The sequence below is a fragment of the Kocuria sp. CPCC 205258 genome, from assembly GCF_040981005.1.
Taxonomy (GTDB): domain Bacteria; phylum Actinomycetota; class Actinomycetes; order Actinomycetales; family Micrococcaceae; genus Kocuria; species Kocuria rosea.
Genome location: NZ_JAVKPS010000013.1, coordinates 60,036 through 85,365, shown reverse-complemented (window position 1 = coordinate 85,365; position 25,330 = coordinate 60,036). Strand labels below are relative to the sequence as shown.

Genomic DNA, 25,330 nt, shown 5'->3' with positions numbered 1-25,330 from the left:
CCCGTGAGAGCATGGGCCGACCGAAGGAGGCCGTGTGATCGTCGAACGACTGCCGGAGCACCTGCACGAGGACGCCGTGTCCCTGTGGGAGGAGGCGGGGCTGACCCGCCCCTGGAACGACCCGCGGGCGGACCTGGACCGGGCGCTCGCCGGGCCGACCTCCACCGTCCTGGCCGCGGTCGAGGAGGGGCGTCTCGCCGGCACCGCCATGGTCGGCCACGACGGCCACCGGGGGTGGGTGTACTACGTGGCCGTGCACCCGTCCCGCCGGGGCCAGGGGCTCGGCCGCGAGCTGATGGCCGCCGCCGAGGGGTGGGTGGCCGGGCGCGGCATCCCGAAGATGCAGCTCATGGTGCGCAGCACGAACACGGGGACCCGGGAGTTCTACGAGCGGATGGGCTACGCCGTCCAGGACACCGTGGTGCTCGGGAAGTTCTTCGACCCCGAGCGGCAGGCCCGGCAGAGCGGCTGAGCCCGGCTCAGCGCAGGGGGTCGGTGACGCCCTGGGGGCAGTCGTAGCGGGCGAAGTCCCAGGCGCTGCGGCGCGCCCCTGCCCGGTAGGCGCTGTCCCAGAACTCCAGGACGGCGCCGTGCGGATCGGGCAGCGCCCGCACGTCGTCGTAGCGCAGGACCGCGAGGTGGCTGCCGCCGCGCTCGCGCCAGGACGCGGCGGCCGGCCGCAGGGGCTCACCGGCCAGCCCGTCGGGCTCCGGGGCCGTGTAGGAGTAGAAGGCCGGTTCCGGGAACGAGGGGTCCCCGAACCAGAACCCGGAGCTGATGACCTCCCGGGAGTAGGCCTCCCGGGTGACCGGGTCCGTGCCGGGCGGGGGATCCACGAAGCGGTCCGCGAAGCGGGTCACGGCGATGTCGAACGTGTGCCAGAAATGGTGCACGGGGCTGGTCTTCCCGGACCAGCCGGCCGCGAACTCCTCCAGCAGCAGGTTCACCTGGCCGAGGACCTGCCAATAGCGGGTGACGGCGGCGGTGTCGTAGGCGGCGTGCTCGGTGTCGGCGCCGAACGGGCGCCCGGAGTCGGGCAGGTCGAACGGGTGGGGACGGGCGATCGTCACCTCCACCCCCACCGCCTCCAGGGCGTGCAGGACCCGGGCGTGGAACTCGGCGACGGACAGCCCCGGCAGGGCGAAGGAGTGCCGGGCCCCGGCGGCGGTGCTCACGTCGAGGCGGTGGTCCAGGAAATCGAGGTCGACGGCGAAGACCGGGTCCCGTCCCATCGGCCGGGTGGTGATGCCGCGGCCGGTCAGGTGGAACGGCACGTTCCACCAGTGGTTGCGCCGCGGCGCGGACGCCAGCCGCACCTTGCCGACCACCTGCGCGAACCGGTGGAGGGTGTCCAGGGTGTCCCGCCAGGACTCGTAGGGCATCTCGGGGAACGCGACGTGGGTCATGGTGGCCTCCTGCGCCCCAGTGTGCTGCCCCACCGGGCGGTCCGTCCAGGGCGCCCGGGGCCGCGGGCACGGGACCGGGGGGTCCTCCCGGTGGGACACTGGGCGGGAACGATCCGGTGACGGCGCGGGGGTGCTCCGGCGGGGCCCCGTGCCGGACCCCGGGACCGACCCCGGTACCGAGGAGGAACGAGCTGCCCATGGTGCGATCCTCCGGCGACGGCCCTCCGCCCGAGCCGCTGGCCTGGGGCGAGCGGCGGGCCCGGTGGGTGCTGGCCGCCACCGTGCTCGGCTCGGCCCTGACGTTCATCGACACGACGGTGGTGAGCATCGCCCTGCCGTCCGTCGCCGCCGACCTGGGCGCGGGGAGCACCGGTCTGACCTGGGTGGTCAACGGGTACACGCTGACCCTGGCCGCCCTGGTCCTGCTCGGCGGCTCGCTGGGGGACCGGTACGGCCGGCGCCGGATCTTCCTGCTCGGCGTCGGCTGCTTCGCCGGGGCCTCCGCGCTGTGCGGCCTGGCCCCGGACGTCACCGTCCTCGTCGCCGCGCGGGCCGTCCAGGGGATCGGCGGCGCCCTCCTGGTGCCGACCGCCCTCGCGATCCTGCAGGCCTCCTTCGCCCCGGAGCACCGCGCCCGCGCCATCGGCGCCTGGTCGGGGCTCACGGGGGTGGCCTCGGCCGTGGGGCCGTTCGCGGGCGGCTGGCTCGTCCAGACCACCTCCTGGCGGTGGGTGTTCCTGGTCAACCTCCCGGTGGCGCTCGCCGTGGCGCTGATCGCCCGCCGGCACGTCCCCGAGTCGAGGAACCCGGCGGCGTGCCCGCAGCTGGACGTGCCCGGCGCGGCGCTGCTGGTGGCCGGTCTCGGGGCGCTGACGCTCGGGCTGACCGCCGCGTCCGGCGACGACCCGTCGGTGCCGGCGGCGGGCGGGGCGCTCGCGGCCGGGGCCGTCCTGCTGGCGGCGTTCCTGCTCCGGGAGCGGCGTGCGAGGTCCCCGCTGCTGCCGCCCGCCCTGTTCCGCCGGCGCCTGTTCGTGGCGGCGAACGTCATCACCTTCGTGGTCTACGCCGGCCTGGGCGCGGTCTTCTTCGTCCTCGTCGTCGCCCTCCAGGTGGGGGCCGGGTTCTCGCCCGTGGCCGCCGGGCTGTCCCTGCTGCCCGTCACCGTCCTGATGCTGCTGCTCTCGCCGTCCGCCGGGGCCCTGGTGCACCGGGTGGGTCCGCGGGCGCCCATGACGGCCGGGCCGCTGGTCGCCGCGCTCGGGGTGCTCCTGCTGGGCCGGGCCGGTCCCGGGGCGCACTACCTCCTGGAGGTGCTGGTCCCGGCCGCGGTGTTCGGCGCCGGACTGACCCTGCTGGTCACGCCGCTGACCGCCACGGTCCTCGGCGCGCTGCCCACGGAGCAGGCCGGGCTGGCCAGCGGGGTCAACAACGCCGTGGCGCGCACGGCGGGCCTGCTCGCGGTCGCGGCGATCCCGCTGGTGGGCGGGCTCGGGGAGACCGGTCTCACCGACCCGGCCCGGCTCCGTGCGGGGTTCCCCGTGGTCATGGGGCTGTGCGCGGGCCTGCTCGCGGCGGGCGGGCTCCTGTCCGCCGTGGTCCTCCGCCCGCCCGGGGCGCGGGGCGGCCGGGGCGGTGTTCGCGCCACGACACATCCTTGACCGCCCGATCAGCGCGCTCCTAGCCTGAAGCCCCTGGTGGGAAGCCGGTGGGGTGCGGAGGCCGGGGCCGCGGGGCGCGGGGGCGCCCGGTGCCCGGGCGGGCCGCGAGGCCGGTGGCAGGATCCTGACGTGCGCGTCCGCGCTCGTGCTCGCGCACCGGCGTCCGGCCGGTCCGACCGAAAGCAGTGGTGAGCCATGCGTGCTCCCGAGAACGACCACCGCCCCGCCTCCGGCCCCGGTCCCCGCGACCGGAGGCGCCGGCGCACGCGCCGGGCGGGCTCCACACTGGCCCTGGCCGTGCTGCTGGCGACCGCTCCGGCGGCCGGGGCGGCCACGGTCGCCGCACCGCCGCCCGGCGTCCTCGTCACCGCCCAGGTGCCGCCCGGGCTCGAGGAGTTCTACGCCCAGCAGCCCGTCTGGACCCCGTGCGGGGCGGCGGCGGAGTGCGCCCTGGTGCAGGTGCCGCTCGACCACGAGAACCCGACCGCCGGGCAGATCCAGCTGGCGGTCACCCGGGTGCCGAGCACCGACCCCGCCGCCCGGCAGGGCTCCCTGCTCGTGAATTTCGGCGGCCCGGGCGGGTCCGGGACGGCCTCGATCGAGGCGTGGGCGGCCGGCCTGGACCCGCGAGTCCGGGCCGCCTACGACATCGTGGGCTTCGACCCGCGGGGCGTGGGCAGCTCCACCGCGGTGCAGTGCCTCGACGACGCCGCCATGGACGCGAACCGGGCCACCACGGTCGACCCCGACACCCCGGAGGGCCTGGCCCAGGCCGTCGCGGCGGCCGAACGGTTCGCCGCGGCGTGCGCGGCGAACACCGGCCCGCTGCTCGGCGAGGTCGACACGGTCAGCGCCGCCCGGGACCTGGACATCCTGCGTGCGGTGCTCGGCGACGACGAGCTCGACTACCTCGGCTACTCCTACGGCACCCTGCTCGGCGCCACGTACGCCGACCTCTTCCCCGAGCGGACGGGACGGTTCGTGCTGGACGCGGCCATGGATCCGTCCCTCGACGGGGCCCGACTGACCCTCGATCAGGCCGCCGGCTTCGAACGTGCCCTCCGGGTGTACGTCGAGTCCTGCCTGCCCCTGGACGGGTGCCCGTTCGAGGGGACCGTCGACGAGGGGACGGCCGAGATCGAGGCGCTGCTCCGGCAGGCCGAGGCGCAGCCGCTGCCGACCGCCGACGGCAGGCCGCTCACCGTGAACGACGCGGTCAGCGGCATGATCCTGCCCCTGTACGACGCGACCATCTGGTGGTTCCTGACCCAGGCCCTCGATCTGGCCACGGAGCACGGGGACGGGACGGGCCTGATGCTCCTCGCGGACCTGGCGTACGGCCGGGGACCCGACGGCACCTACGCCAACTCCAGCGCGGCGAACATCGCGATCAACTGCCTCGACCGTCCCGAGGACGACGATCCCGCCGCGATGGCGGCGCTGGACGCGCAGCTGCAGGAGGCGTCCCCGACCCTCGGCGACTGGTTCAGCCACGACGAGGTCACCTGCGGGGCCTGGCCGCACGAGCCCGTCGGCGTGCCCGCCCCGATCGACGCCGCCGGTGCCGGGCCCATCCTGGTGGTCGGCGGCACGGGGGACCCGGCCACGCCCTACGCGTGGTCGCAGGCGCTGGCCGCGCAGCTCGAGGGCGGGCACCTGCTGACCCGGGTGGGCGAGGGGCACGGGTCCTACGTGAGCGGCAACCGGTGCATCGACGAGACGGTCACCGCTCATCTCCTCGACGGCGTGCTGCCCGCGGAGGAGAGGACCTGCTGAGCCGGAGGGCCCGCAGCGGAGCGGGCAGTAAGCGGCCGGTACGAGATCGCCCCCGCACCGGCCCAGCCACCAGGGAAATCAGGAAGATCCGGCGGCCTCGCCCCATCCTACTGAGACCCCGGTCACGGATCACCCCTTGATTTTCCCGACCGCGTGCGAACCGGCGCGGGCCGCCGCCGCCGATCGACCGGGAGGACGCCCTGCGGCAGCTCATGAAGAACCGTGACGGGCTCCGCGGCCGCTGCGGCGTGGACCGTCTCCGCCCGGGCGGGACCGGCCGGCGTCCCCGCGGCGGAGCCCGGCGCGGGGCAGCCCCGGCAGCTGTCCCGCCAGGGACGCGACGAGGGCCAGACCGAAGCCCGCGGCCTGGAGGCCCGTGAGCGTCTCGTCCAGCAGCAGGAGGCCCAGGACCGCGGCCGTCACCGGGGTCAGCGGGATCAGCAGGGTCAGGCTCGTGGACGGCATGCGCCGGCCGGCGTGGAACCACGCGGCGTAGGCAATGGCGCCGCCGGGCAGCGCCAACCAGGCGTAGCCGAGCACGGCCGGCAGGTCCAGGACGAAGGCGCCGGTGTCCAGCAGGGGCACGAGCGGGGCGATCATCAGACCGCCGAGGGTCAGCTGCCAGCCGGTCGCCGCGAGCCCGCTCATGCCGTCGGGCAGCCCCCACCTGCGGGTCAGGACCACCCCCGCGGCCATGACCGCGGTCCCGGCGAAGGCCGCGGCGAGACCGAGGGCGTCCAGGGTGACGGTCCCGGCGAACACGGCCACGGACACGCCCGCCACCGCGGCGACGGCCCACAGCATCCGGGGCAGCGGTGTGCGCTGCCGGAAGGCCAGCAGCAGCAGGAGCGCGGCGACCAGGGGCTGGGCGGAGCCCACGACCGCGGCGAGACCGCCCGGCAGGCGGTAGGCGCCGAGGAACAGCAGGGGGAAGAACGCCCCGAAGTTGAGCAGCGCGAGCACCGCGAACCGTCCCCACCAGTCCCGCGGCGGCCGCTGCCGGGTCAGGGCGAGCAGCAGCAGCCCGGCGGGGAGGGCCCGCAGGAGGGAGGCGGTCATGGGCCGGTCCGGCGGCAGCAGCTCGGTGGTGACCACGTAGGTGGTGCCCCACACGACCGGCGCCACGGCGCCCAGGAGGATCAGCCGGGCACCACCACTGGCCGGGGCGTGGTCCACCGGCGCACCTCCGATCCGCTCCGCGCCCCGTCCGGGGCATGATGCCCCGATCCTACGGGTCCGGTCCGGCGGCGACCGGAGTAGATTGCCACCATGGACATCCGCGGGGGGATCGTGAGCACGCTGTCCGTGCTCGTGCTGCTGCTGAGCGCCTGCGCCCCGGAGGGCGGCGGGACCGTGGCCACCGGCGAGCGCCTGGGCCCCCCGGCGGACGCCCCCGCCCTCGACGTCGAGGTCGTCGTGGACGAGCTCGAGCTCGCGTGGGACGTGGCCCTCACCCCGGAGGGCACCGTGCTGGTCACCGAGCGGGGCGGCCGGCTGCTGGCCCACGACGAGCAGGGCACGCGGGAGGTCGCGGCCGACCTGGACGACCTGTTCGTGGGCAGCGAGGCCGGGCTGATGGGCCTGGAGGTCTCCCCGGACTTCGGGCGGACCCGGGAGATCTTCCTGTGCCACGCGACGCGCACCGGGGACGGCCGGCCGCAGGACGTGCGGGTCACCCGCTGGCGGCTCGACGAGGGCGCCGCGGCGGCCGAGCGCACCGGGACGGTCGTCGACGGCCTGCCCATCAGCTCCGGCCGGCACAGCGGCTGCCGGCTGCGCTTCGTCCCGGACGGCACGCTCCTCGTGGGCACCGGGGACGCCGCGCAGGGCGCGAACCCGCAGGACCCCGACTCGCTCGGGGGCAAGACGCTGCGCCTGCACCCCGACGGCACGGTCCCGGAGGACAACCCGTTCGCCGACCGGGACGGGCCCGGGGCCGCCGTCCACACCCTGGGCCACCGCAACGTCCAGGGCCTGGCGGTGCAGCCCGGGACGGGCACGGTGTGGTCGGCGGAGCACGGCCCCGGGACCGACGACGAGATCAACGTCCTGGAGCCCGGCGCCAACTACGGGTGGGACCCGGCGCCCGGCTACGACGAGTCCGTGCCCATGACCGATCTCGAGGAGTTCCCGGACGCGCTCCCGGCCGCGTGGTCCTCCGGGCGCCCGACGGTCGCCCTCAGCGGGGCCGCCTTCCTCGAGGGGGACCAGTGGGGGGCGTGGGAGGGCGCCCTGGCGGTCGCGGAGCTGAAGAACACCGGCGTGGGGGTCTACCGGGTCGAGGACACCGCGGTCACCGGGCTGACCCGCATGGCGGAGCTGGAGAACGACTACGGCCGGCTGCGCTCGCTGACCCTCGACGACGAGGGCGCCCTGTGGGTCACCACCTCCAACGGCGACGACGACGCCGTCCTGCGCGTCACGGCGAGCGCCGGCGACTCCTGAGCGGGGCGCGGCCTGCCGGCGCCGACCGGAGAACGCCGCCGCAGGCCGGGTTCCGCGACGGCTCGGCCCGACGACCCCCGCACAGGCAGGAACCGCGCTCAGCCCGAGCAGCACGACGCAGCGGCAGCTGGACGCCGCGGTCCGCACGCTGTGGGCCGGCTGGACGTCGCTGCTGCGGCGCGACGCGGCCCGCGGCTGGTGGGCCGTCCGTGCCGATGCCCAGAACGGGGCCGACCCCTACGTCGCGGAGGGGCAGGGGTACGGGCTGATGCTCTGCGCCCAGCTGGCGCCCCTCGACCCCCGGGCCCGCGGCTACGTCGACGGGATCACCCGCTACGTCCTGGACCACCCCTCCCGGATCGACCCGGGCCTGCACGCCGCCGAGCAGGACGACCGCATGGTCTCCCACCACGGCCGGGACAGCGCCACCGACGGCGACCTGGACCTCGCCATGGGGTGGCTGATGGCGCACCGGCGGTGGGGCTCCGCGGGGACGTACGACTACCGACGGCTGGCCCTGGCCCGCATCGCCGCGATCAAGCGCTCCCTGATCTCCCCCACCACCGGGCTCCTCGAGCTCGGGGACTGATCCAACGGGGCCTGGCAGAACGTCTCGCGCCCGAGCGACTGGATGATCGGACACTTCGGGGCGGTCCACCGCGCCACGGGGGACGTGAGCTGGGCGGCCGTCTGGGGGCGGCGACCAGGCCTGGCTCGACGCCCTGGGCCGCTGTCTGGCGGCCCGCACCGAGTTCACGTCCTACTACTCCAGCTCGATCCAGCTGCTGTCCATGGTGAGCGTCTCCCGCGCCTACGCCCTCCACCCCTGAGCGGGCGCGGCCCGCCGTGCGGCGCCTCGCCACCCCAGCCCGGTCGACGGCGGACCGGCGCCCCGCCGGGCTCCGTCCCGGGGCGGATCCGCCGCGAGCCGGCGCCGGGCAGAGTGGACCCATGCCCGCTCCCGCCCCCTCCCGCATCGCGGCCCTCGACGTGGCCCGCGGTCTCGCGATCCTCGGCACGCTCGCCACCAACATCTGGATCTTCAGCCACCAGGGCGGCTTCCTCGGCTACCTGACCGATCCGCTGGCCGGCACCGCCGGCGGAGCGGCGCGCGCTGCCCAGGCGCTGCTGATGGCCGCGGCCAACGGCAAGTTCCTGGGCCTGCTGATGCTCCTCTTCGGGATCGGCCTCGCCGTCCAGCACGCCTCCGCCCGGCGGCGCGGGCTCGCGTGGCCCCGGTCCTACCGGGTGCGGGCGGGGATCCTGTTCCTGGACGGGCTGCTCAACTACCTGCTGATCATCGAGTTCGACGTCCTGATGGGCTACGCGCTCACGGGGATGGTCGTGGCGTGGCTGGTGACCACCTCGGAGCGGGTGCAGCGCGGCGTCGTCCTGGCGTGCGCCGCCGCGCACGTCGCGGTGATCGGCGCGCTGACGGCCGTCCTCGTCGTCGTCCCCGCCGGGGACCCGGCCGAGGCCCTGGCCCGGCCGAACCCCTACGCCGACGGCACGTGGTGGGAGCTCGTGCTGCTGCGGGTGGACGCCGTCGTCCTGTTCCGCGCAGAACCCGTCCTGATCCTCGGGCTGGGGGTGGTCATGTTCCTGGCCGGGCGGTTCCTGTGGCGGGCCGGTCTCCTCGTCCCGGACGGGGGCCGGTGGCGGCGGCGGCTCATGGTCCTGGGCCTGGGGGCCGCCCTGCCCGTGGACCTCGGTCTGAACCTCCTGGGCGGACAGGCCGGTGCCTTCCTCGCCCGCTACACCACCGCCCCGGTGGTAGCGCTGGGTCTGCTGGCCCTCGTGGCGCACCTCGGTGTGCGTCGCTCCGGACAGCCGCCGTCCTGGGCCGCACGGCGGCTGGCGGAGGTCGGCCGGACCGCCCTGAGCTGCTATTTGCTGCAGAACCTCCTGGCCTCGGCGCTGTTCTACGGCTGGGGCGCGGGCCTGGCCGTGGCCGCGGCCCAGCACCGGCTGCCCGCCACGGTGCTCGGCTGGCTGCTGGTGTGCGCCGCCGTGCTGGTCTTCGCGCACCTGTGGCTGCGGCGCTTCCCGCGCGGCCCGCTGGAGGAGCTCACGGCCCGCGCCGCCGGCGCGCGCCGGGCCCCTGCGGCCGTGGCCCGCGAGGGTTGAGACCTCGGACCCGGCCCGGCGCGCGGCCGCTCAGGACTCCGCCTGGCCCTGCCGCCAGTAGCCCATGAAGGAGACGTGCTCCTTGGGGATGCCCGCGGCGTCCACGCACAGCCGGCGCAGCGCCTTGACGGTGCCGGACTCGCCGGCGAGGAACACGTAGGGGGCGTCGGCGCGCGCGGGGGCGGCCACCGACCAGGCCCGGGGCTCCGAGGCGTTCTCCGCGACCGCCAGGGCGGGCGTCCCGCGGCCGCGCTGCGGGCGGCGGCCCGCCAGGACGTCGTCCACGGCTCCGCCGGGCAGCTCGAGCAGGCGCGCGAGGCGCACCGCGGCCCGGTGCCCGTGCCCGGCCGGCTCGGCGCCCCCGGCGCGCGGCAGGACGTGCAGCCGGACGTCCGGCAGGTCCGCGGGCAGGCAGTGGGCGGCGACGTCCTCGGGGTGCGGGACCTCCAGCACCACGTCGAGGCGGGGGCGGGTCCCGCCGGCGGGCAGCCCGTGGTGGGCGTCCGTGAACTCCTCCGCGACGGACATCAGGGCCGGGGCGGCGGTCTCGTCCCCGACGGCGAGCACGCGCTGGGCGCCGCCGTGGTCCCACGCCGCCCAGGGCCGCTCCCGGGGGCCGGGCCCGAGCAGGTACACGCGCTCGCCGGGGGACACGGCGGCCGCCCACCGGCTGCCCGGGCCGTCCTGGGCGTGCCCGCCGTGCACCACCACGTCGATCACGAGCTCCGGGACCACCATCCCGCAGAACGTGGTGCGCCGGACGCCGCGCACGGTGTAGGTGCGCATCCACCCGCGCTCCTCGGCGGGCCGGGCGAACCAGCCCTCCCGCAGCCCCAGGGACAGGTCCGCCCGCTCGGGCTCGCGCCCGGGGGGCGGGACCAGCAGCTTGATGTAGGCGTCCCGGCACCGGGTCCGGTCCCCGGCCCCGATGAGCGCGGGGGACAGGCCGGCGAGCTCCGGGCCCGCCAGGGTGATCCGGCGGAAGGACGGGCACAGCTGGGTCACGGACGTCACGGCGGCCTCGACGCACAGCACGGGGTCCGCGCGGGCACCGGTGGCCTCGGGTGTGGGGATGACGGTCACGGCAGGGTCCTTCCGATCTCGGCGGCGGCCCGGGGCGCGGGCTCCAGGGCCACGGGTGCGGCGGGCGGTACGGGGTGGGAGCCCTCGCGGGCCCGCCCGCGGGGCAGGACGACGGGCCGGCCGCCCACGGGGTCCCGGGCGACGTCCGCCCGGAGCCCGAAGACCTCGGCCAGCAGCTCGGGGGTGAGCACCTCGGCGGGCGTGCCCACGGCCACGATCCGTCCCGCGGCCATCGCCACGAGCCGGTCGGCCACGCGCGCGGCCAGGTTCAGCTCGTGCAGGACGGCGACGACGGTGGCCCGTCCGGCGCCCGGCCCGTCCGGGTGCTCCAGCCCCCGGAGCATGTCCAGCAGGTCCACCTGGTGCGCCAGGTCGAGGTAGGAGGTGGGCTCGTCGAGGAGCATCGTGCGGGCGCGCTGGGCCAGGGTCAGGGCGATCCAGACCCGCTGGCGCTGCCCGCCGGAGAGCTCCTCCACAGGCCGCGCGGCCAGGGCCGTGAGCTCGGTGAGCTCCATCGCCCGGGCCACGGCCGCGTCGTCGTCGGGGGAGGGGGCACCCCACCACCGGCGGTGCGGGTGCCGTCCGCGCTCCACGAGCTCGGCGACGGTCAGGCCCTCCGGGACCACCGGCGACTGCGGCAGGAGGCTGACCGAGCGGGCGTACCGGCGGGCGTGCCACTCGCGCACCCCGCGGCCGTCCGCCTCGAGCGTGCCGGCGAGCGGGCGCAGCTGCCGGGACAGGCCCTTGAGCAGCGTGGTCTTGCCGCAGCCGTTGGCGCCGATGAGCACGGTGGTGGCCCCGTGCGGGATGTCGAGGTCCACCTCCCGCACCACGGTGCGGTCCTGGTAGCCCAGGGACAGGCCGCGCATCCGGAACGCGGGGACGCCGGCCCCGGGGTCCTCCACGGGGCGCAGGCCGGGGCGCACGTCGTCGCGCAGCTCGGGGCTCATGCCAGGGCTCCTCTCCGCTGCCGCACGAGCAGCCACAGCATCACGGGGGCGCCCACGGCGCCCGTGACCACACCGGCCGGCAGCTGCACCTGGGCCACCAGGCCCGCGCCGACGGCATCGGCGACCACCACGACCACGGCGCCCACGAGGGCGCACGCCGCGATCGAGGTCCGTCCGCGGGTCAGGGCGGTGGCCACCGGGGTGGACATGAGCGCCACGAAGGCGAGCGGGCCGGTCGCGGCGGTGGCCACGGCGGCCAGCAGCACGCCCAGGCCCAGGGCGAGGGCCCGGCTGCGCGCCGGGCGCGCCCCGAGCGCGGCCGCCAGCTCCGGGCCGAGCTCGGCGGGCTCGAGCGCGCGGTGCACGGCCACGGCCGCGGGCACGGCCAGCAGCAGGCACGCCCCGAGGACCGTGATCCGGTCCCACGTGGCGGCGTTGAGGGAGCCCGCGGTCCAGAGGGCGGCGTCCTGGGCGGAGTTCAGGGACAGCCGTGCGAGCAGGGCCGCGGTGAGGGCCTGGGCGAGCGCGGCCACGCCGATGCCGGCGAGCAGGAAGCGCTCGCCCACGATCCCCCCGGTGCGCAGCCGCACGGAGGCGCTGGCGATGAGGGCCGCGGCGAGCAGCGCCCCGGCCAGAGCGGTCCAGGACACGGCCGTGCCCCGCAGACCCCACAGCGCGGTGCCGGCCACGGCCCCCGCCGCGGCGCCGTAGGTGATGCCCAGGATGTCGGGGCTGGCCAGGGGATTGCGGAGCACCCGGCGGAACAGGGCGCCGGAGCAGCCGAGGGCGGTCCCGGCGAGCGCGCCCAGCACGGCGCGCGGCAGCTTCTCCTGCAGCACGATGAAGCTCGCCCCGGGGATCTGCTCCCCGGCGAGGATCGCGAAGAAGTCGGGGACCGTCACGGTGTAGCGCCCGAGCAGCACGCGCACAGCCAGGGCCGCGAGCAGCGCCAGGGCCAGCAGGGCGACCGCCCGGCGGGTGCGGCGGGTCCGGTCGCGGCGGACGCCCCGGACGAGCTCGGCGGCGCCGGGCTCCGCGGGTGCGGCGGGCGCGGGGGCGAGCACGGTGCCGGTCACAGGGTCACGCTCCGGCCCCGGCGCAGCAGCGCCAGCAGCACGGGCACGCCCAGCACCACGGTGGTGACGCCCACGTGGATCTCCTGCGGCGGGGTCAGCACCCGGCCCAGGACGTCGGCCGAGAGGAGCAGCACGGGGCCCAGGACCACACTGAACAGGACGATCCAGCGGTAGTCGCCGCCGAGGAGGCGGCGCACGGCGTGGGGCACGAGCAGGCCCACGAAGGCGATGGGGCCCGCGAGCGCCGTGGCCGAGCCGGAGAGCAGGACCACGCCCACGAAGACGAGGACGCGCTGCACGCCCAGGTCCACGCCCAGCCCGTGGGCGAGCTCGTCGCCCAGGGCCATGGCGTTGAGCCCCGAGGAACCGCCGAGCACGAGGAGCACGCCGAGCAGCACGAGCGGCGCCACGGCGGCGAGGTCGGTGGTCTCGGCGCGGGCGACCGAGCCGATGCTCCAGAACCGGAAGCGGTCCAGGACCGCGGGCAGCATCAGCACCACGGAGGAGGTCAGTGCGGTGAAGCCGGCGTTCACGGCCGCGCCGGAGAGGACCAGGCCCGCGGGCGTCGGGGCGCCGCCGCCGAGCCGGGAGGAGCCGAAGACGAGCACCGCGGCCACGGCCGAGCCGGCGAGGGCCAGGGCGGTGAGCTGCCACGTGGCCACGAGGCCGAGCCAGCCGATCCCGAGGACCACGGCGCACGCCGCGCCGGCGGTCAGCCCGAGCAGCCCCGGGTCGCCCAGCGGGTTGCGGCTGACCCCCTGCATGCCGGCGCCGGCCACGGCCAGGGCCGCCCCCGCGAGCACCGCGGTCAGGGTGCGGGGGATCCTGCTCTGCACCACGGCGGCGTCGATGCCCAGGCCGGCGGAGACCTGCGCCCAGCCGCCCTCCAGGAGCGCGGCGGGCAGGCCGGTGAGCACGGCGACCACGGTGGCCGGGTCCACCGAGCGGGCCCCCCAGAACAAGGAGGCCGCGGCGGCGAGGGCCAGCAGCAGCACGGCCGCGGACAGGGCGAGGCCCCGGCGCCGCTGCGCGGTGCCGGGGACCTGCCGGGTGGCCCGGGCGGGGGAGACCGTGCTCGTGCTGCTCACCGGGACCGCGGTCTCACCGGCCGCCGGTGGAGGCCGCGGCCTCGGCGATGTCCGGCAGCACGTTCTCGAGCGCCCACGGGATGCTCAGCGGGGAGGCGGCCGAGACCGAGAGCACCTCCTGCTGGTCGCTCTGGAGCACCAGGGCGTCGTTCTCGACCGCGGGGACGCGGCTGAGCAGGGGGTCGCTCTCGATGGTCTCCCGCACGCTGTCGTCCTCGGCCCAGCTGACGAAGACGTCGGAGGTCAGCTCGTCGGCGCGCTCCGGGGACCAGGTGATGAAGAACTCGTCCTCCTTGCCCTCGGCGGCCTCCGCGACCGCCTCGGACTGGACCATGCCGAGGGATTCGAGGAACTTGGGGCGGTTGTCCACCGCGGTGTAGGCGAAGATCTGGTCGGCCGCGGACGGGTCGAGCGTGCCGTACACGAAGGACGTGCCCTCGAGCTCCGGGTGCTCGGCGGCGGCGTCCTCGATCTGCTGCTCGACGTCCGCCACGACCTCGGCGGCCCGCTCCTCCCGGCCCAGGGCCTGGCCGATGAGCTCGGTGGAGTCCTGCCAGGACGTCCCGTAGGCCACGGCGTCCTCGGGGAAGCCGACCACGGGCGCGATCTCGGAGAGCTTGTCGTAGTCCTCCTGCGTCAGTCCGGAGTAGGCGCCCAGGATGACGTCCGGCTGGAGCGCGGCGATCGCCTCGAAGTTGATGCCGTCCGTCTCGGCGTAGGTCTCCGGGGCCTCGGCGCCGGACTCCTCGAGCGCGGCGTCGAACCAGTCCGTGGAGCCGTTCTCGTTGGCGCCGAAGTCCAGGGCGGGCACCCCGACCGGGACCACGCCGAGGGCGGTGGCGACGTCGTGGTTGACCCAGGACACCGTGGCCACGCGCTCGGGGGCCTCCTCGATCGTGGTCTCGCCGAAGGCGTGCTCCACGGTGCGCGGGAACTCGCCGGTGGCGCCCTCCGCGGAGGCGGACCCGCTCCCGGACTCCCCGCCCGCCGGTCCGGTGGAGCACCCGGTCAGGACCAGGGCCCCCGCGGCCAGCAGGGCGGCCGGGGCGAGGGCGCGGCGGCGCGCGGCGGACGGGGCGGGGAACAGCGGGCGCGGAGCGCGGGGGAGCAGAGAGGCCACGGCCACCCTTTCGGACGTCGACGGCGGGACCGTCGGTGGGACGCGAGGTGAGGCAAGGGTTGCCTAACCCGGAAGACAGGGATCACCCTAGGGCGTGGTCCGGCGAATACGCAACACGAGCATGATGTAATCACTCCGCCGATGTGGTTAGGTATGCCTTGCCTAACTCCACGAGGGGCCCGAGCGGCCCCGTCGACCCCCTGCGAGGAGCCCATGCACGACTTCCTGCTGACCCACGACACCCCGGCGCAGTACGCCCGCGCCCTCCACGAGACCGTGGACGTGCTCGCCGTCCACCTCGCCGGCGCCCGGAGCCCCCGCTCCGCCGCCACGCCCGAGGAGCTCGAGGAGCTGGTCTCCGCGGTGGACCTCGAACGGCCCCTCGGGGACCTCGGCGCCGTGGTCGAGGAGACCCGGCGGCTCTACCTCGACCACGCCGTGCACTTCCACGCCCCGGGCTACATGGCCCACCTCAACTGTCCCGTGGCCATCCCGGCGGTGGCCGCCGAGGCGCTCACCGCCGCGGTGAACACGGCGGTCGAGACCTGGGACCAGAGCACCACCGCCACCCTGGTCGAGCAGCGGATCGTGGACTGGACCGCCGCGCGGATCGGCTTCCCCTCCGCGGGCGAGCCGGACGGCGTGTTCACCACCGGCGGCACCCAGTCCAACCTCCAGGCGCTGTTCACGGCCCGGGAGGAGCGCCTGTCCCGGGCGCACCCGGCGTCCCGCGGGGAGCGGCTCGGGCGGCTGCGGATCGTGGCGGGGGAGCACGCCCACTTCAGCATCGCGAAGGCGGCGCACCTGCTGGGCCTGTCCGCGGACGCGGTCGTGCCCGTGCCCGCCGCCCGGGGCGGAGCCCTGGACCCGGTCGCCCTCGAGGGCGTCCTGCACGACGTCGCCGCGTCCGGCGCCGAGGTCGCCGCGGTCGTGGCCACGGCCGGCACCACGGACCTCGGGGCGATCGACCCCCTGGCCGACGTCGCCCGGGCGTGCGCCGCCCACGGCGTCTGGCTGCACGTCGACGCCGCCTACGGCGGCGGCCTCCTCGTCTCGCCCGCCCACCGCCACCGGCTGGACGGGATCGAACGGGCGGACTCCGTCACCGTGGACTTCCACAAGTCCTGGTTCCAGCCGGTCGCCGCCTCCGCCCTGCTGCTGCGGGAGGGGCGGAGCCTGCGCTTCTCCACGTGGAGCGCCGAGTACCTGAACCCCCGGCACGCGGTGCGGCCCAACCTCGTGGACAAGTCCCTGCAGACCACGCGCCGCTTCGACGCCCTGAAGCTGTGGATGACCCTGCGCACCGTCGGCGCCGAGGGGATCGGCCGCGCCCTCGACCGGGTGCTGGAGCTCGCCCAGGAGGCGGGCCGGATCGTGGACGAGACCCCCGACCTGGAGCTGGTGGCCGAGCCCGTGCTCTCGACCGTCCTGTTCCGGCACCGGGCCCCGGACACCGACGACGCGGCCGCGGACCGGCTCGTGGAGACCGTGCGGAGCGCGCTGTTCGACTCCGGCCGCGCCGCGGTCGCCTCGACCGTCCTCGACGGCCGCCGGTGCCTGAAGCTCACGCTCCTCAACCCGGCGACGACCACCGAGGACGTCCGGGGCGTGCTGGACCTCGTCCGGGCCGCCGCCCGCGGTGCCGCGCCCCGCCCGCTCGAGGCCGCGGCGGGAGCCCGCTGATGGCCCCCGCGACCGGGCACGTCCACGACCTGCTGGGCATCGGGATCGGCCCCTTCAACCTGGGCCTGGCCTGCCTCGCCGCACCGCTGGAGGACCTCGACGCGGTGTTCCTCGACGCGAAGGACGCCTTCGACTGGCACCCCGGGCTGATGCTCGAGGACGCCACGATCCAGGTCCCGTTCCTCGCCGACCTCGTCACCCTGGCCGACCCCACCTCCCCCTACTCCTTCCTCCACTACCTCAAGCGGACCGGACGGCTGTACCCGTTCTACATCCGGGAGGACTTCAACCCGCTGCGCGCCGAGTACAGCGCCTACTGCCGGTGGGCGAGCGAGCAGCTCGACAGCCTGCGCTGGGGCCGGGAGGTCGTCGGCGTCGAGCGCGACCCCGCCGACGACGCCTACGTGGTCACGGCCCGGACGGCCGCCGGGACGGAGCAGCGGCGGGCCCGCCGGCTGGTCCTCGGCGTCGGCACGGTGCCCGCGGTGCCCGCGGGCGTGGACCTCGCCGCCGGCACCGTCCTGCACACCAGCGACTACCTGCCCCGGCGCGAGGAGCTGCTCGGGCGGGGCAGCGTCACCGTGCTCGGCAGCGGCCAGTCCGCCGCCGAGGTCTACCGCGACCTGCTCGAGCGCTCCGGCGCCGACGGCCCGCGGGTGGACTGGATCACCCGCTCCCCGCGGTTCTTCCCCATGGAGTACACGAAGCTCACCCTCGAGCTGACCTCCCCGGAGTACGTGGACCACTTCCACGGCCTCGGCGCGGACCGGCGGGACCGGCTCAACCGCGAGCACGCCAGCCTCTACAAGGGGATCAGCGCGGAGCTGGTGAACGACATCCACGAGCTGCTCTACCGCCGCTCGGTGCACGGGCACCCCGCCGGCCTGCTGACCACGAGCACCACCCTCACAGGGGTCGAGCAGGACGGCGGCGACCTGGTCCTCGCCCTGCACGACGACGAGCTCGAGCGCGGCTGGCGGCACCCCACCGGCGCCCTGGTGCTGGCCACCGGCTATCGCGCCGAGGTCCCCGCCTTCCTCGCCCCGGTCCTCGACGACATCGCGTGGGACCCCGCCGGCCGCTACGACGTCTCCCGCGACTACGCGGTCGACCACGAGCGCTCCCGGATCTGGGTGCAGAACGCCGAGGTGCACACCCACGGCCTGACCTCCCCCGACCTCGGCATGGGCGCCTACCGCAACAGCGTCATCCTCCGGGCCGTCACGGGCCGGGAGGTCTACCCGGTCGAGCCCGCCATCGCCTTCCAGACCTTCGGCGTCCCCCGCGGCGCCGCCCAGGACATCCCCCAGGAGACCGCATGACCGCCCGCCCCTCGCCCGCCCGTCTCGCCACCCCCGGCGGCGTCCTGACCCTCGAGCCGCTCGTCCCGGACGCGCCCACCGTCGAGCTCCTGCACGCCTGGCTCACCCACCCCCGGTCCCGGTTCTGGGACCTGCTCGACGCCGACCCCGAGCGCGTCCGGCGCGCCTTCGCGGCCGTCGCCGAGGACCCGCACGGCGACGCGTGGCTGGCCCGCCTCGACGGCGTCCCGCTCGGGCTCGTCGAGACCTACGACCCCGGCGCGGTGCTCCTCCCCGGCCACTACGCGCACCGGCCCGGCGACGTGGGGATGCACCTGCTCCTCGCCCCCGCCCGGACCCCCGTGCCGGGCACGAGCGCCGCCCTCATGGCCGCGACGCTGCGCTGGCTCTTCGAGGTTCGCGGGGCCCGGCGCGTCGTCGTCGAGCCCGACGTCCGCAACTCCGCCGTCCACCGGCTCAACGCCCGCGCCGGCTTCGAGGTCCACGGCCCGCTCGAGCTGCCCGGCAAGACCGCCCTGCTCAGCACGTGCACCCCCGAGGGGTTCGCGGCCTCCGAGCTGGGCCCCGCGGCCGCCGTGGTCCCCGCCGTGGTCCCCGTCGCGGTCCCCGGGGAGGAGGCCGACGACGGGCCCGCCCACCTCGGCCTGCACCCGATGCGGATCGCCCACCGCCACCTGTGCTGCAAGGCCCTGGCCGAGTTCGCCCACGAACGGCTGATCGCCCCCGAGCCCGTGGGGGAGGGGCTCTACGAGGTCCGCACCGGCGGGGACCGGGTCCGCTACCGGTTCCGCGCCCGGCGCACCGCCCTGGAGCACTGGGTGCTGGACGAGGGCTCGCTGCGCCGCTCCGTGGACGGCGCGGACGCCGAGCCGGACGCCCAGGCGCTGGTCACGGAGCTGGCCCCCGCGCTCGGCATCCCCCCGCACCTGCTGGCGACCTACCTCGAGGAGATCGCCGGGACCCTCGCCTCGGCCGCCTACAAGCTGGTGCACCGGACCCGGCCCTCGGCCGCCCTCGCGGAGGCGGGCTTCCAGGACGTCGAGGCCGCCATGACCGAGGGGCACCCCGGCTTCGTGGCCAACAACGGCCGGATCGGGATGGGCGTCACCGAGCACGACCGCTTCGCCCCCGAGGCCGCCCGTCCCGTGCACCTCGTGTGGCTCGCCGTCCGCCGGGAGCTCAGCCGCCTCGACACCAGGCGCGGCTGCACCGAGGAGCAGCTGTGGGCCGGCGAGCTGGACCCGGCCGTGCGGACCCGCTTCCGGGCCCGGCTGACCGGTCTGGGCCTGGACTCGGAGGACTACCGTCCCCTGCCGGTGCACCCCCACCAGTGGGAGCACCGGATCGCGGTGACGTTCGCCCCCGACCTCGCCCGCCGGGACCTCGTGCTGCTGGGCACCACCGGGGACGAGCACCGGGCGCAGCAGTCGATCCGCACGTTCTTCAACGTCTCCCGTCCCGACCGGCACTACGTGAAGACCGCCCTGGCCGTGCAGAACATGGGCTTCCTCCGGGGGCTATCCCCCCGGTACATGCGCGACACCCCCGCGATCAACGACTGGGTCGCCGACGTCGTCGCGGCCGACCCGGTGCTCGCGGAGGCCGGGTTCTCGGTCCTGCGGGAGGTGGCCGCGGTCGGCTACACCGGGGACGCGTACCACCGCGCCGCCGCCTCCGGCCACGGGGAGGAGGGCCCGCACACGAAGATGCTCGCGGCGCTGTGGCGGGAGAGCCCCGTGCCCCGGCTCGCGGACGGGGAGCGGCTCGCGACCCTCGCGTCCCTGCTGCACGTCGACGCCGGCGGCACGCCGCTGGTCTCCGTGCACGTGCGCGCGTCCGGGCTGGACGCCGCGGAGTGGGTGCGGCGGCTGCTCGCCGTGTACCTCGCCCCGGTGGCCCGGTGCCTGCTCGCCCACGACCTCGTGTTCATGCCGCACGGCGAGAACGTCGTGCTCGTGCTGGCCGGGCACGTCCCGCGGCGGGCGGTCATGAAGGACATCGGCGAGGAGGTCGCCGTCGTCACGGACCGGCCCCTCCCGGAGGGCCTCGAGCGGATCCGCCACGTGGTGCCGCCCGCCACGGCGGCGCTGTCCGTGCACACGGACGTGTTCGACGGCGTGCTGCGGCACCTCGCGGGCCTGCTCGAGGCCGACGGGCTGCTGGCCGCGGACGAGTTCTGGGACCTCGCGGCGCGGTGCCTCCAGGACGTCGCCGACGCCGACCCGGCCGGCGCGGACCGTGTGCCGCTCTTCGCGCCCCGGTTCGAGCACTCCTGCCTCAACCGGCTGCAGCTGCTCAACACCCTGCAGATGGTCGACCTGACCGACCAGGCGGCGTCCCTGCAGTACGCCGGGACGCTGGAGAACCCGGTGGCCGGGCGGGTGCCCGTGCGCTGAGCACGACGCGGCCCCGCCCGGGTCCGGGCGGGGCCGCGTCATGGGTGGGGTCAGGCGGACGTGCTGGTCGCGTCCCGGACCTCCCCGACGAGCTCCTCGAGGACGTCCTCGAGCGCCACCACGGAGACCTCCCCGGCCGTCGTCCCCCGTCCCTCGACGAGGGCCAGGTGGGCGTTGCGCTGCTGCATGGAGCGCATGACCCGCCGCAGCTTGGCGTCGGCGGGCACCGTGGCGAGCCGGCGGACGGCCTCCTGCGGAACGGGGGCGTGGCGGCGCTCGGCCGGGGTCGCGAGCAGGTCCTTGGTGTGGACATAGCCCACCAGCGTCCCGTCGTCCTCCCGGACGGGGAACCGGGAGAAGCCCGTGCGCGCGCAGATCCGCTCCAGCTCCGCCACGGTGGCGGAGCGGGGCACGGTGTGCAGCTGCCCGGCGGGGATGGCCACGTCCTCCGCCGTGAGGTGCTCGAAGTTCAGCGCCCCGGTGAGCAGGGTGATCTCGTCCTCGTCGAGCAGGCCCTCGCGGCCCGACTCGGCGACGAACCCGGCGACCTCGTCCGAGGTGAAGCTCGAGGCGACCTCGTCCCGGGGCTCGGCCTTGAACACGTACCGGACCACGAGGTTCGCGGACTGGTTCATCAGCCAGATGAACGGGCGGAAGACCAGCACGAAGACCCGCAGGACCGGGCCCAGCAGCAGGGCGGAGGCCGCGGGCCTGGCGATGGCCATGTTCTTGGGCACCATCTCGCCGATCACCATGTGGAAGAACGTGACGACGAGCAGGGCGATGACCAGCGCGACCGGGTGCACGAGCCCCTCGGGCACCCCGGCGTCGGCCATGGGTCCCTCGATCAGGTGGGCGATCGCGGGTTCCCCCACGGCGCCGATCAGCAGGGAGCAGGCCGTGATGCCCAGCTGGGTGGCGGCCAGGGACGTCGAGACGTCCTCGATGCCCTTCAGGGCGATCTTGGCGGCGCCGGAGCCGGCGGCGGCCCTCGGCTCGATCTGGTCGCGGCGGGCCGAGACCATGGCGAACTCCGCGGCCACGAAGAACGCGTTGCCGCCCAGCAGCAGGACCAGGAACAGGATGGCGAGGCCTTCGCTCATCGGGGCTCACCCCTCTCGGTGTCGACGGCCGTGGAGCCGGACGCGTCGCCGGCCCTCTCGCCGGCCTTGTCGGTCGGCGTGCCCGCGGGCGTGGCGCCGCCCGCCTCGGCGCGGCGGCCGTCGCCGCGCCGGACGACGATCCGGTCTACCCGGTGCCCGTCCAGACGCACCACGGTCAGGGTGACGTCCGTGGTGGTGGGCAGGTTGTCGTCGTCGCGGTGGACGTGGTCGACGGCCTCGAGCGTGACCGTGTCCCCGCCCAGCGGCAGCCGGTCGAGCTTCTCGGCCATCAGCCCCCCGAGGGTGTCGGACTCCCGGCCCTCGGGCAGTTCGAGGCCCATGACGTCGCCGAGCTCGTCGGGGCGCAGCAGCCCGGACACCGAGATCCCCCCGTCGCGGGTGCGGCGGTAGCGGGCGACGGTCTCGTCCTGCTCGTCGTCGATCTCGCCGACGATCTCCTCGATCAGGTCCTCGAGGGTCACGATCCCGGCGGTGCCCCCGTACTCGTCGACGACGACGGCCATCTGCAGCCCGGGCCTGCGCAGCTCGCGCAGCAGCGGGTCCAGGGTCATCGACGCGGCGACGGTCGTCGTCGGGACCGCGATCTCGCGCACCGTGCGGGTGCCGCGGTCCTCGAAGGGCACGGCGAGGGCGTGCTTGAAGTGCACGACGCCCACGATGTCGTCGACGGAGTCGCCCTCCACCGGGAAGCGGGAGTGGCCGGTCTCCGCGGAGATCTCGACCAGCTCCTGGACGGTGTGGTCGTCGAGGAAGGTGACCTGCGGGCGCGGGCGCATGACGTCGGCGGCCGTGCGGTCGCCGAACTCGATGGACCGCGCCACCAGCTCGGCGGTGCCCGGGTCCAGGGTGCCCTCGGCCCCGGAGCGGGAGACCACCGCCATCAGCTCACCGGCGGTGCGGGCGCTGGCCACCTCCTCGGTCGGGGTGAAGCCGAGCAGCTTGAGCACCCAGTTGGCCGAGGAGTTGAGGAACGTCACCAGCCAGCCCAGCAGCAGCATGAAGATCCGCTGCGGGTGGACCACGAGCCGGGACACGCGCATCGGCTCGGCGATCGCCCAGTTCTTCGGCACGAGCTCGCCGAAGACCATCTGGGTGAAGGTGGCGAGCACGAACGCGGCCGTGGTGGCGATGCCGGTGGCGGCCCCCTGGGACATCCCGGTCAGGCCGAGTCCCTGCGCCAGGAGCACGCCCAGGGAGGGCCCGGCGAGGAACCCCACGACCAGGCTGGTCAGGGTGATGCCCAGCTGCGCGCCGGAGAGGTTGGTGGCGGTCCTCGTCAGGGCCCGCTCGATGGCGGCGGCCCGGCGGTCGCCGGCCTCCTCGGCGGCGCGGACCTCGTTGCGGTTGACGGTCAGGAACGCGAACTCCACGGCCACGAAGAGGGCGTTGCCGAGGATCAGGAGGACGGCCACGGCGAGCAGGATCCATGCTTCCAGCATCAGAGGGCCCTCCCCCCGGCCGAGGGGACACCGGTGCGGGGCGCCGGGGCGCCCGGACCGGCGGCGGCCGTCGAGGCGCCGCGGGCGGGGGGCGTCGCCGCCCCGCTGAGGACGGAGAGGACTTCCATCAGCCCCACCACCTCGTCACATCTGCACGGCCCGAAGGCCGCGGTCTGTCACAGGGCGCGTCGCAGTGGGCGCTCATGATCTCCGTATCCGTTCGTGTCCGCGACCCGGCGCCGGGCCGCCCGGTCCAGAATTTAGCACCCCGGGCCGGGGGGAGCCCAGGGTGCGGGCGCCGCGGGGCGGGCCCTGGGCGGACGGAGCCCCGCCGGCTCCGTCTCCGAGTGGCGTTTCCCCGGGGCCTGCCCCAGGATTGAGCGGTGCCCGACGACCGTTCCGCCACCGCCGACCCCGCCCCCGGCCACGAGTCCGCCCACGACCCCGTGCCCGAGCTGCTGGTCGGCCTCGTCCTCTCGCCCCAGATCGCGGGCGCCCTGCCCCGGGACCTCGCGGCCTCCCTGCCGGGGCCGCTGCACGCGCGCTATCCCGGGGTGCGCTGGCGGGTGGCGGCGGTGACCGACCGGCTGGTCGTCCCGCCCGCCGACGGCCTGGACCTGCTCGAGGCCGCGCGCGACCGGATGCTCGACGAGGACTGGGACCTCGTCGTGGTCCTCACGGACGTCCCGCTCAAGGACGGCCGCAGCCCCGTGCTCACGCAGCTGAGCCCCGTGCACGGCGTCGGCCTGGTCGCCGTCCCGGCCCTCGGCGCCCTGCACGTGGGGCAGAAGGTCCGGCAGACGACCGTGCGGGTGGTCGGCCACCTGCTCGGCCACGACACGGAGGACGCGGACGACGCCGACGCGCAGGAGGAGCTCGTGCGGCGGGCGCGGCAGCGGTCGGAGGACCTGGAGGACCGGCCCGAGGACAACGCCGTGCAGTTCACGGCCCGCGTCCTCGGCGGCAACGTGCGCCTGCTGCTCGGGATGATCCGCGCCAACCGGCCGTGGACCCTGGTGGTGCGGCTGTCCCGCACGCTCGCCCTGGCCGCGGCGACCGGCGTGCTCACCCTGGTCGCCTCGGACCTGTGGCTGCTCGCCGCCGCCTACGGGCCCTGGCGGCTGGGGCTGCTGGGCCTGCTGTCGATCGCCGCGGTGACCGGCGCCCTCGTCGTCGGCGCCCGGCTGTGGGAGCGCCCGCGCCGGCGGGCCGAGCGCGAGCAGGTGGCCCTGTTCAACCTCGCCACCGCCGCCACCGTGGCCATCGGCGTCTCCGTCTTCTACCTCGCGGTCTTCGCCCTGTCCTGGCTCGGGGCGCTGCTGCTCGTGGACGGCGGAGTCTTCGCGGCGGTGATCGGCGCCCCGGCCGGGGCGGTGGAGTACGTCAAGCTCGCGTGGCTGACCGCCACGCTCGCCACCGTGGGCGGGGCCCTCGGGGCCGGGCTCGAGGACGACGACGCCGTGCGCGCCGCGGCGTACACCCGCTCGGAGCCCTGACCGGGCCCGCCGCCGGCCTCGTCCGCGCGGATGCCAACAGTCAGTAGACTTGGTGTTCCCGGGGTGCTCCCGGAGTCGACCCGGGAGGACACCATGGCCGCCGCGCAGCAGAGCCCCGCGAAACCCCGCACACCCCGCACGCCGCGCCTGCGGCGCAGCAACTGCAGCCGTCCCGGGATCACCCGCCGCGGGTACGGCAAGGGGTTCGCCTACCGGCACGCCGACGGCACGAAGGTCCAGGACGGGGACGAGCTCGACCGGATCCGCGGGCTGGCGATCCCCCCGGCCTGGAAGGACGTGTGGATCAGCCCCCAGCCCAACGGGCACATCCAGGCCACGGGAGTCGACGGCGCCGGGCGGCGCCAGTACATCTACCACCCCCGGTGGCGGGAGCTGAAGGACCGCGAGAAGTTCGACCGCGTCCTCGACTTCGGCGACACGCTCCCGCAGGCCCGCCCGGCCGTCACCCGGCTGCTGCGGACGGAGGGCGCCACGGAGGAGAAGGCCTGCGCGGCGGCCTTCCGGCTCATGGACGAGGCCGCCCTGCGCATCGGCAACGAGGAGTACGCCCAGTCGAACGGCTCCTACGGCGTCACCACCCTGCTGGTCCGGCACGTCCGGGTGGACGGCCGGGACGTGCACCTCGACTTCCCCGGCAAGAGCGGGCACCGGTGGGCGCTGAGCCTCCGGGACGCCGACCTCGCCGCCGCGCTCGCGCCCCTGCTGGAGCGCGGCCCGGACGAGACCGCGCTCGCGTTCCGCGACGAGGACGGGCAGTGGACCGGCATCACCAGCGCCCGGCTCAACGACTTCGTGCGGGACCGGTGCGGCCCCGACTTCACCGCCAAGGACTTCCGCACCTGGCAGGGGACGGTGACCGCCGCGATGGCGCTCGCCGCCCACGGCGACACTCGCCCCAGCGAGAGCGCCCGGAAGAAGGCCGTGTCCGCCGCCATGCGGGAGGTCGCCGAGCACCTGGGCAACACCCCCGCCATCGCCCGCAGCTCCTACACGGACCCGCGCGTGATCGACCGGTTCCTGGACGGCGAGACCATCGACGCCGCCACCTACCGGGCCGCGGAGCGCTCCCTGCGCGGATTCCTCACCTGAGCCGCAGAACTGGGGCGGCCCGGCGGCCGCC

General features: G+C 75.9%; 20 protein-coding genes. 11 read left to right on the top strand and 9 right to left on the bottom strand.

What is annotated here, in order from left to right:
• The first annotated feature begins 34 nt into the window (after window positions 1–34).
• Window positions 35–472: a GNAT family acetyltransferase gene (locus RF644_RS16870; protein ID WP_290467598.1), complete on the top strand. Its 438-nt coding sequence runs from the start codon at window positions 35–37 to the stop codon at window positions 470–472.
• 7 nt (window positions 473–479) lie between these two features.
• On the opposite strand, the gene RF644_RS16865 is transcribed toward RF644_RS16870, so the two are convergent.
• A complete protein-coding gene (locus RF644_RS16865) occupies window positions 480–1,406 on the bottom strand; it encodes a DUF5996 family protein (protein WP_368797357.1) in 927 nt (308 codons plus the stop codon).
• Between the two features lie 197 nt (window positions 1,407–1,603).
• On the opposite strand from RF644_RS16865, the gene RF644_RS16860 reads away from it, so the two are divergent.
• The gene (locus RF644_RS16860) at window positions 1,604–3,064 is read left to right on the top strand and encodes an MFS transporter (RefSeq protein WP_368797356.1); all 1,461 of its coding nucleotides are present in this window, start codon (window positions 1,604–1,606) and stop codon (window positions 3,062–3,064) included.
• Window positions 3,065–3,259: 195 nt separating this feature from the next.
• Complete coding sequence (locus RF644_RS16855) at window positions 3,260–4,840, top strand: alpha/beta hydrolase (RefSeq protein ID WP_368797355.1); 1,581 nt, start codon at window positions 3,260–3,262, stop codon at window positions 4,838–4,840.
• Between the two features lie 210 nt (window positions 4,841–5,050).
• On the opposite strand, the gene RF644_RS16850 is transcribed toward RF644_RS16855, so the two are convergent.
• The gene (locus tag RF644_RS16850; RefSeq protein ID WP_368797354.1) at window positions 5,051–6,016 is read right to left on the bottom strand and encodes a DMT family transporter; all 966 of its coding nucleotides are present in this window, start codon (window positions 6,014–6,016) and stop codon (window positions 5,051–5,053) included.
• A 93-nt stretch (window positions 6,017–6,109) separates the two neighbouring features.
• Here RF644_RS16850 and RF644_RS16845 point away from each other — a divergent pair, with 93 nt between their 5' ends.
• The 3 genes from RF644_RS16845 (at window position 6,110) to RF644_RS16835 (ending at window position 9,412) form a co-directional block, all read left to right on the top strand.
• On the top strand, window positions 6,110–7,285 hold the full coding sequence (locus RF644_RS16845; protein ID WP_368797353.1) for a sorbosone dehydrogenase family protein: 1,176 nt from the start codon (window positions 6,110–6,112) through the stop codon (window positions 7,283–7,285).
• 127 nt (window positions 7,286–7,412) lie between these two features.
• Entirely contained in the window at window positions 7,413–7,874 is a 462-nt protein-coding gene (locus RF644_RS16840) for a glycosyl hydrolase family 8 (RefSeq protein ID WP_368797367.1), read from the top strand.
• Between the two features lie 362 nt (window positions 7,875–8,236).
• The gene (locus RF644_RS16835; RefSeq protein ID WP_368797352.1) at window positions 8,237–9,412 is read left to right on the top strand and encodes a DUF418 domain-containing protein; all 1,176 of its coding nucleotides are present in this window, start codon (window positions 8,237–8,239) and stop codon (window positions 9,410–9,412) included.
• Between the two features lie 30 nt (window positions 9,413–9,442).
• On the opposite strand, the gene RF644_RS16830 is transcribed toward RF644_RS16835, so the two are convergent.
• From RF644_RS16830 to RF644_RS16810, 5 genes are read right to left on the bottom strand one after another with little or no spacing between them, the layout of a single operon-like run.
• The gene (locus tag RF644_RS16830; RefSeq protein WP_368797351.1) at window positions 9,443–10,495 is read right to left on the bottom strand and encodes a siderophore-interacting protein; all 1,053 of its coding nucleotides are present in this window, start codon (window positions 10,493–10,495) and stop codon (window positions 9,443–9,445) included.
• On the bottom strand, window positions 10,492–11,445 hold the full coding sequence (locus tag RF644_RS16825; RefSeq protein ID WP_336650506.1) for an ABC transporter ATP-binding protein: 954 nt from the start codon (window positions 11,443–11,445) through the stop codon (window positions 10,492–10,494). The genes RF644_RS16830 and RF644_RS16825 overlap by 4 nt, the downstream gene beginning before the upstream one ends.
• Window positions 11,442–12,521, bottom strand: coding sequence for a FecCD family ABC transporter permease (locus RF644_RS16820; RefSeq protein ID WP_368797350.1), 1,080 nt, complete (start codon window positions 12,519–12,521; stop codon window positions 11,442–11,444). The genes RF644_RS16825 and RF644_RS16820 overlap by 4 nt, the downstream gene beginning before the upstream one ends.
• Window positions 12,518–13,609 (bottom strand): iron ABC transporter permease, encoded by a 1,092-nt coding sequence (locus tag RF644_RS16815; protein WP_115163444.1) that lies wholly within the window; start codon window positions 13,607–13,609, stop codon window positions 12,518–12,520. Before RF644_RS16815 ends, RF644_RS16820 begins: the two co-directional genes overlap by 4 nt.
• A gap of 13 nt (window positions 13,610–13,622) precedes the next feature.
• Window positions 13,623–14,735 (bottom strand): iron-siderophore ABC transporter substrate-binding protein, encoded by a 1,113-nt coding sequence (locus tag RF644_RS16810; protein WP_368797349.1) that lies wholly within the window; start codon window positions 14,733–14,735, stop codon window positions 13,623–13,625.
• A gap of 207 nt (window positions 14,736–14,942) precedes the next feature.
• On the opposite strand from RF644_RS16810, the gene RF644_RS16805 reads away from it, so the two are divergent.
• The 3 genes from RF644_RS16805 to RF644_RS16795 are packed head-to-tail and all read left to right on the top strand — an operon-like array spanning window position 14,943 to window position 20,130.
• Complete coding sequence (locus RF644_RS16805; protein WP_368797348.1) at window positions 14,943–16,412, top strand: aspartate aminotransferase family protein; 1,470 nt, start codon at window positions 14,943–14,945, stop codon at window positions 16,410–16,412.
• Window positions 16,412–17,734 (top strand): lysine N(6)-hydroxylase/L-ornithine N(5)-oxygenase family protein, encoded by a 1,323-nt coding sequence (locus tag RF644_RS16800; protein WP_368797347.1) that lies wholly within the window; start codon window positions 16,412–16,414, stop codon window positions 17,732–17,734. The genes RF644_RS16805 and RF644_RS16800 overlap by 1 nt, the downstream gene beginning before the upstream one ends.
• The gene (locus RF644_RS16795) at window positions 17,731–20,130 is read left to right on the top strand and encodes a GNAT family N-acetyltransferase (protein ID WP_368797346.1); all 2,400 of its coding nucleotides are present in this window, start codon (window positions 17,731–17,733) and stop codon (window positions 20,128–20,130) included. The genes RF644_RS16800 and RF644_RS16795 overlap by 4 nt, the downstream gene beginning before the upstream one ends.
• Window positions 20,131–20,180: 50 nt before the next feature.
• Here RF644_RS16795 and RF644_RS16790 read toward each other — a convergent pair whose 3' ends face one another.
• Together RF644_RS16790 and RF644_RS16785 are read right to left on the bottom strand one after the other, a co-directional pair.
• A complete protein-coding gene (locus RF644_RS16790) occupies window positions 20,181–21,233 on the bottom strand; it encodes a hemolysin family protein (RefSeq protein ID WP_368797345.1) in 1,053 nt (350 codons plus the stop codon).
• The gene (locus tag RF644_RS16785; protein ID WP_368797344.1) at window positions 21,230–22,693 is read right to left on the bottom strand and encodes a hemolysin family protein; all 1,464 of its coding nucleotides are present in this window, start codon (window positions 22,691–22,693) and stop codon (window positions 21,230–21,232) included. The genes RF644_RS16790 and RF644_RS16785 overlap by 4 nt, the downstream gene beginning before the upstream one ends.
• 383 nt (window positions 22,694–23,076) lie before the next feature.
• On the opposite strand from RF644_RS16785, the gene RF644_RS16780 reads away from it, so the two are divergent.
• Window positions 23,077–24,189, top strand: coding sequence for a hypothetical protein (locus RF644_RS16780; protein ID WP_368797343.1), 1,113 nt, complete (start codon window positions 23,077–23,079; stop codon window positions 24,187–24,189).
• A 93-nt stretch (window positions 24,190–24,282) separates the two neighbouring features.
• Window positions 24,283–25,299 carry a DNA topoisomerase IB gene (locus tag RF644_RS16775; protein WP_368797342.1) on the top strand — a complete coding sequence of 339 codons (1,017 nt, stop codon included), beginning with the start codon at window positions 24,283–24,285 and terminating at the stop codon, window positions 25,297–25,299.
• Window positions 25,300–25,330 lie beyond the last annotated feature (31 nt).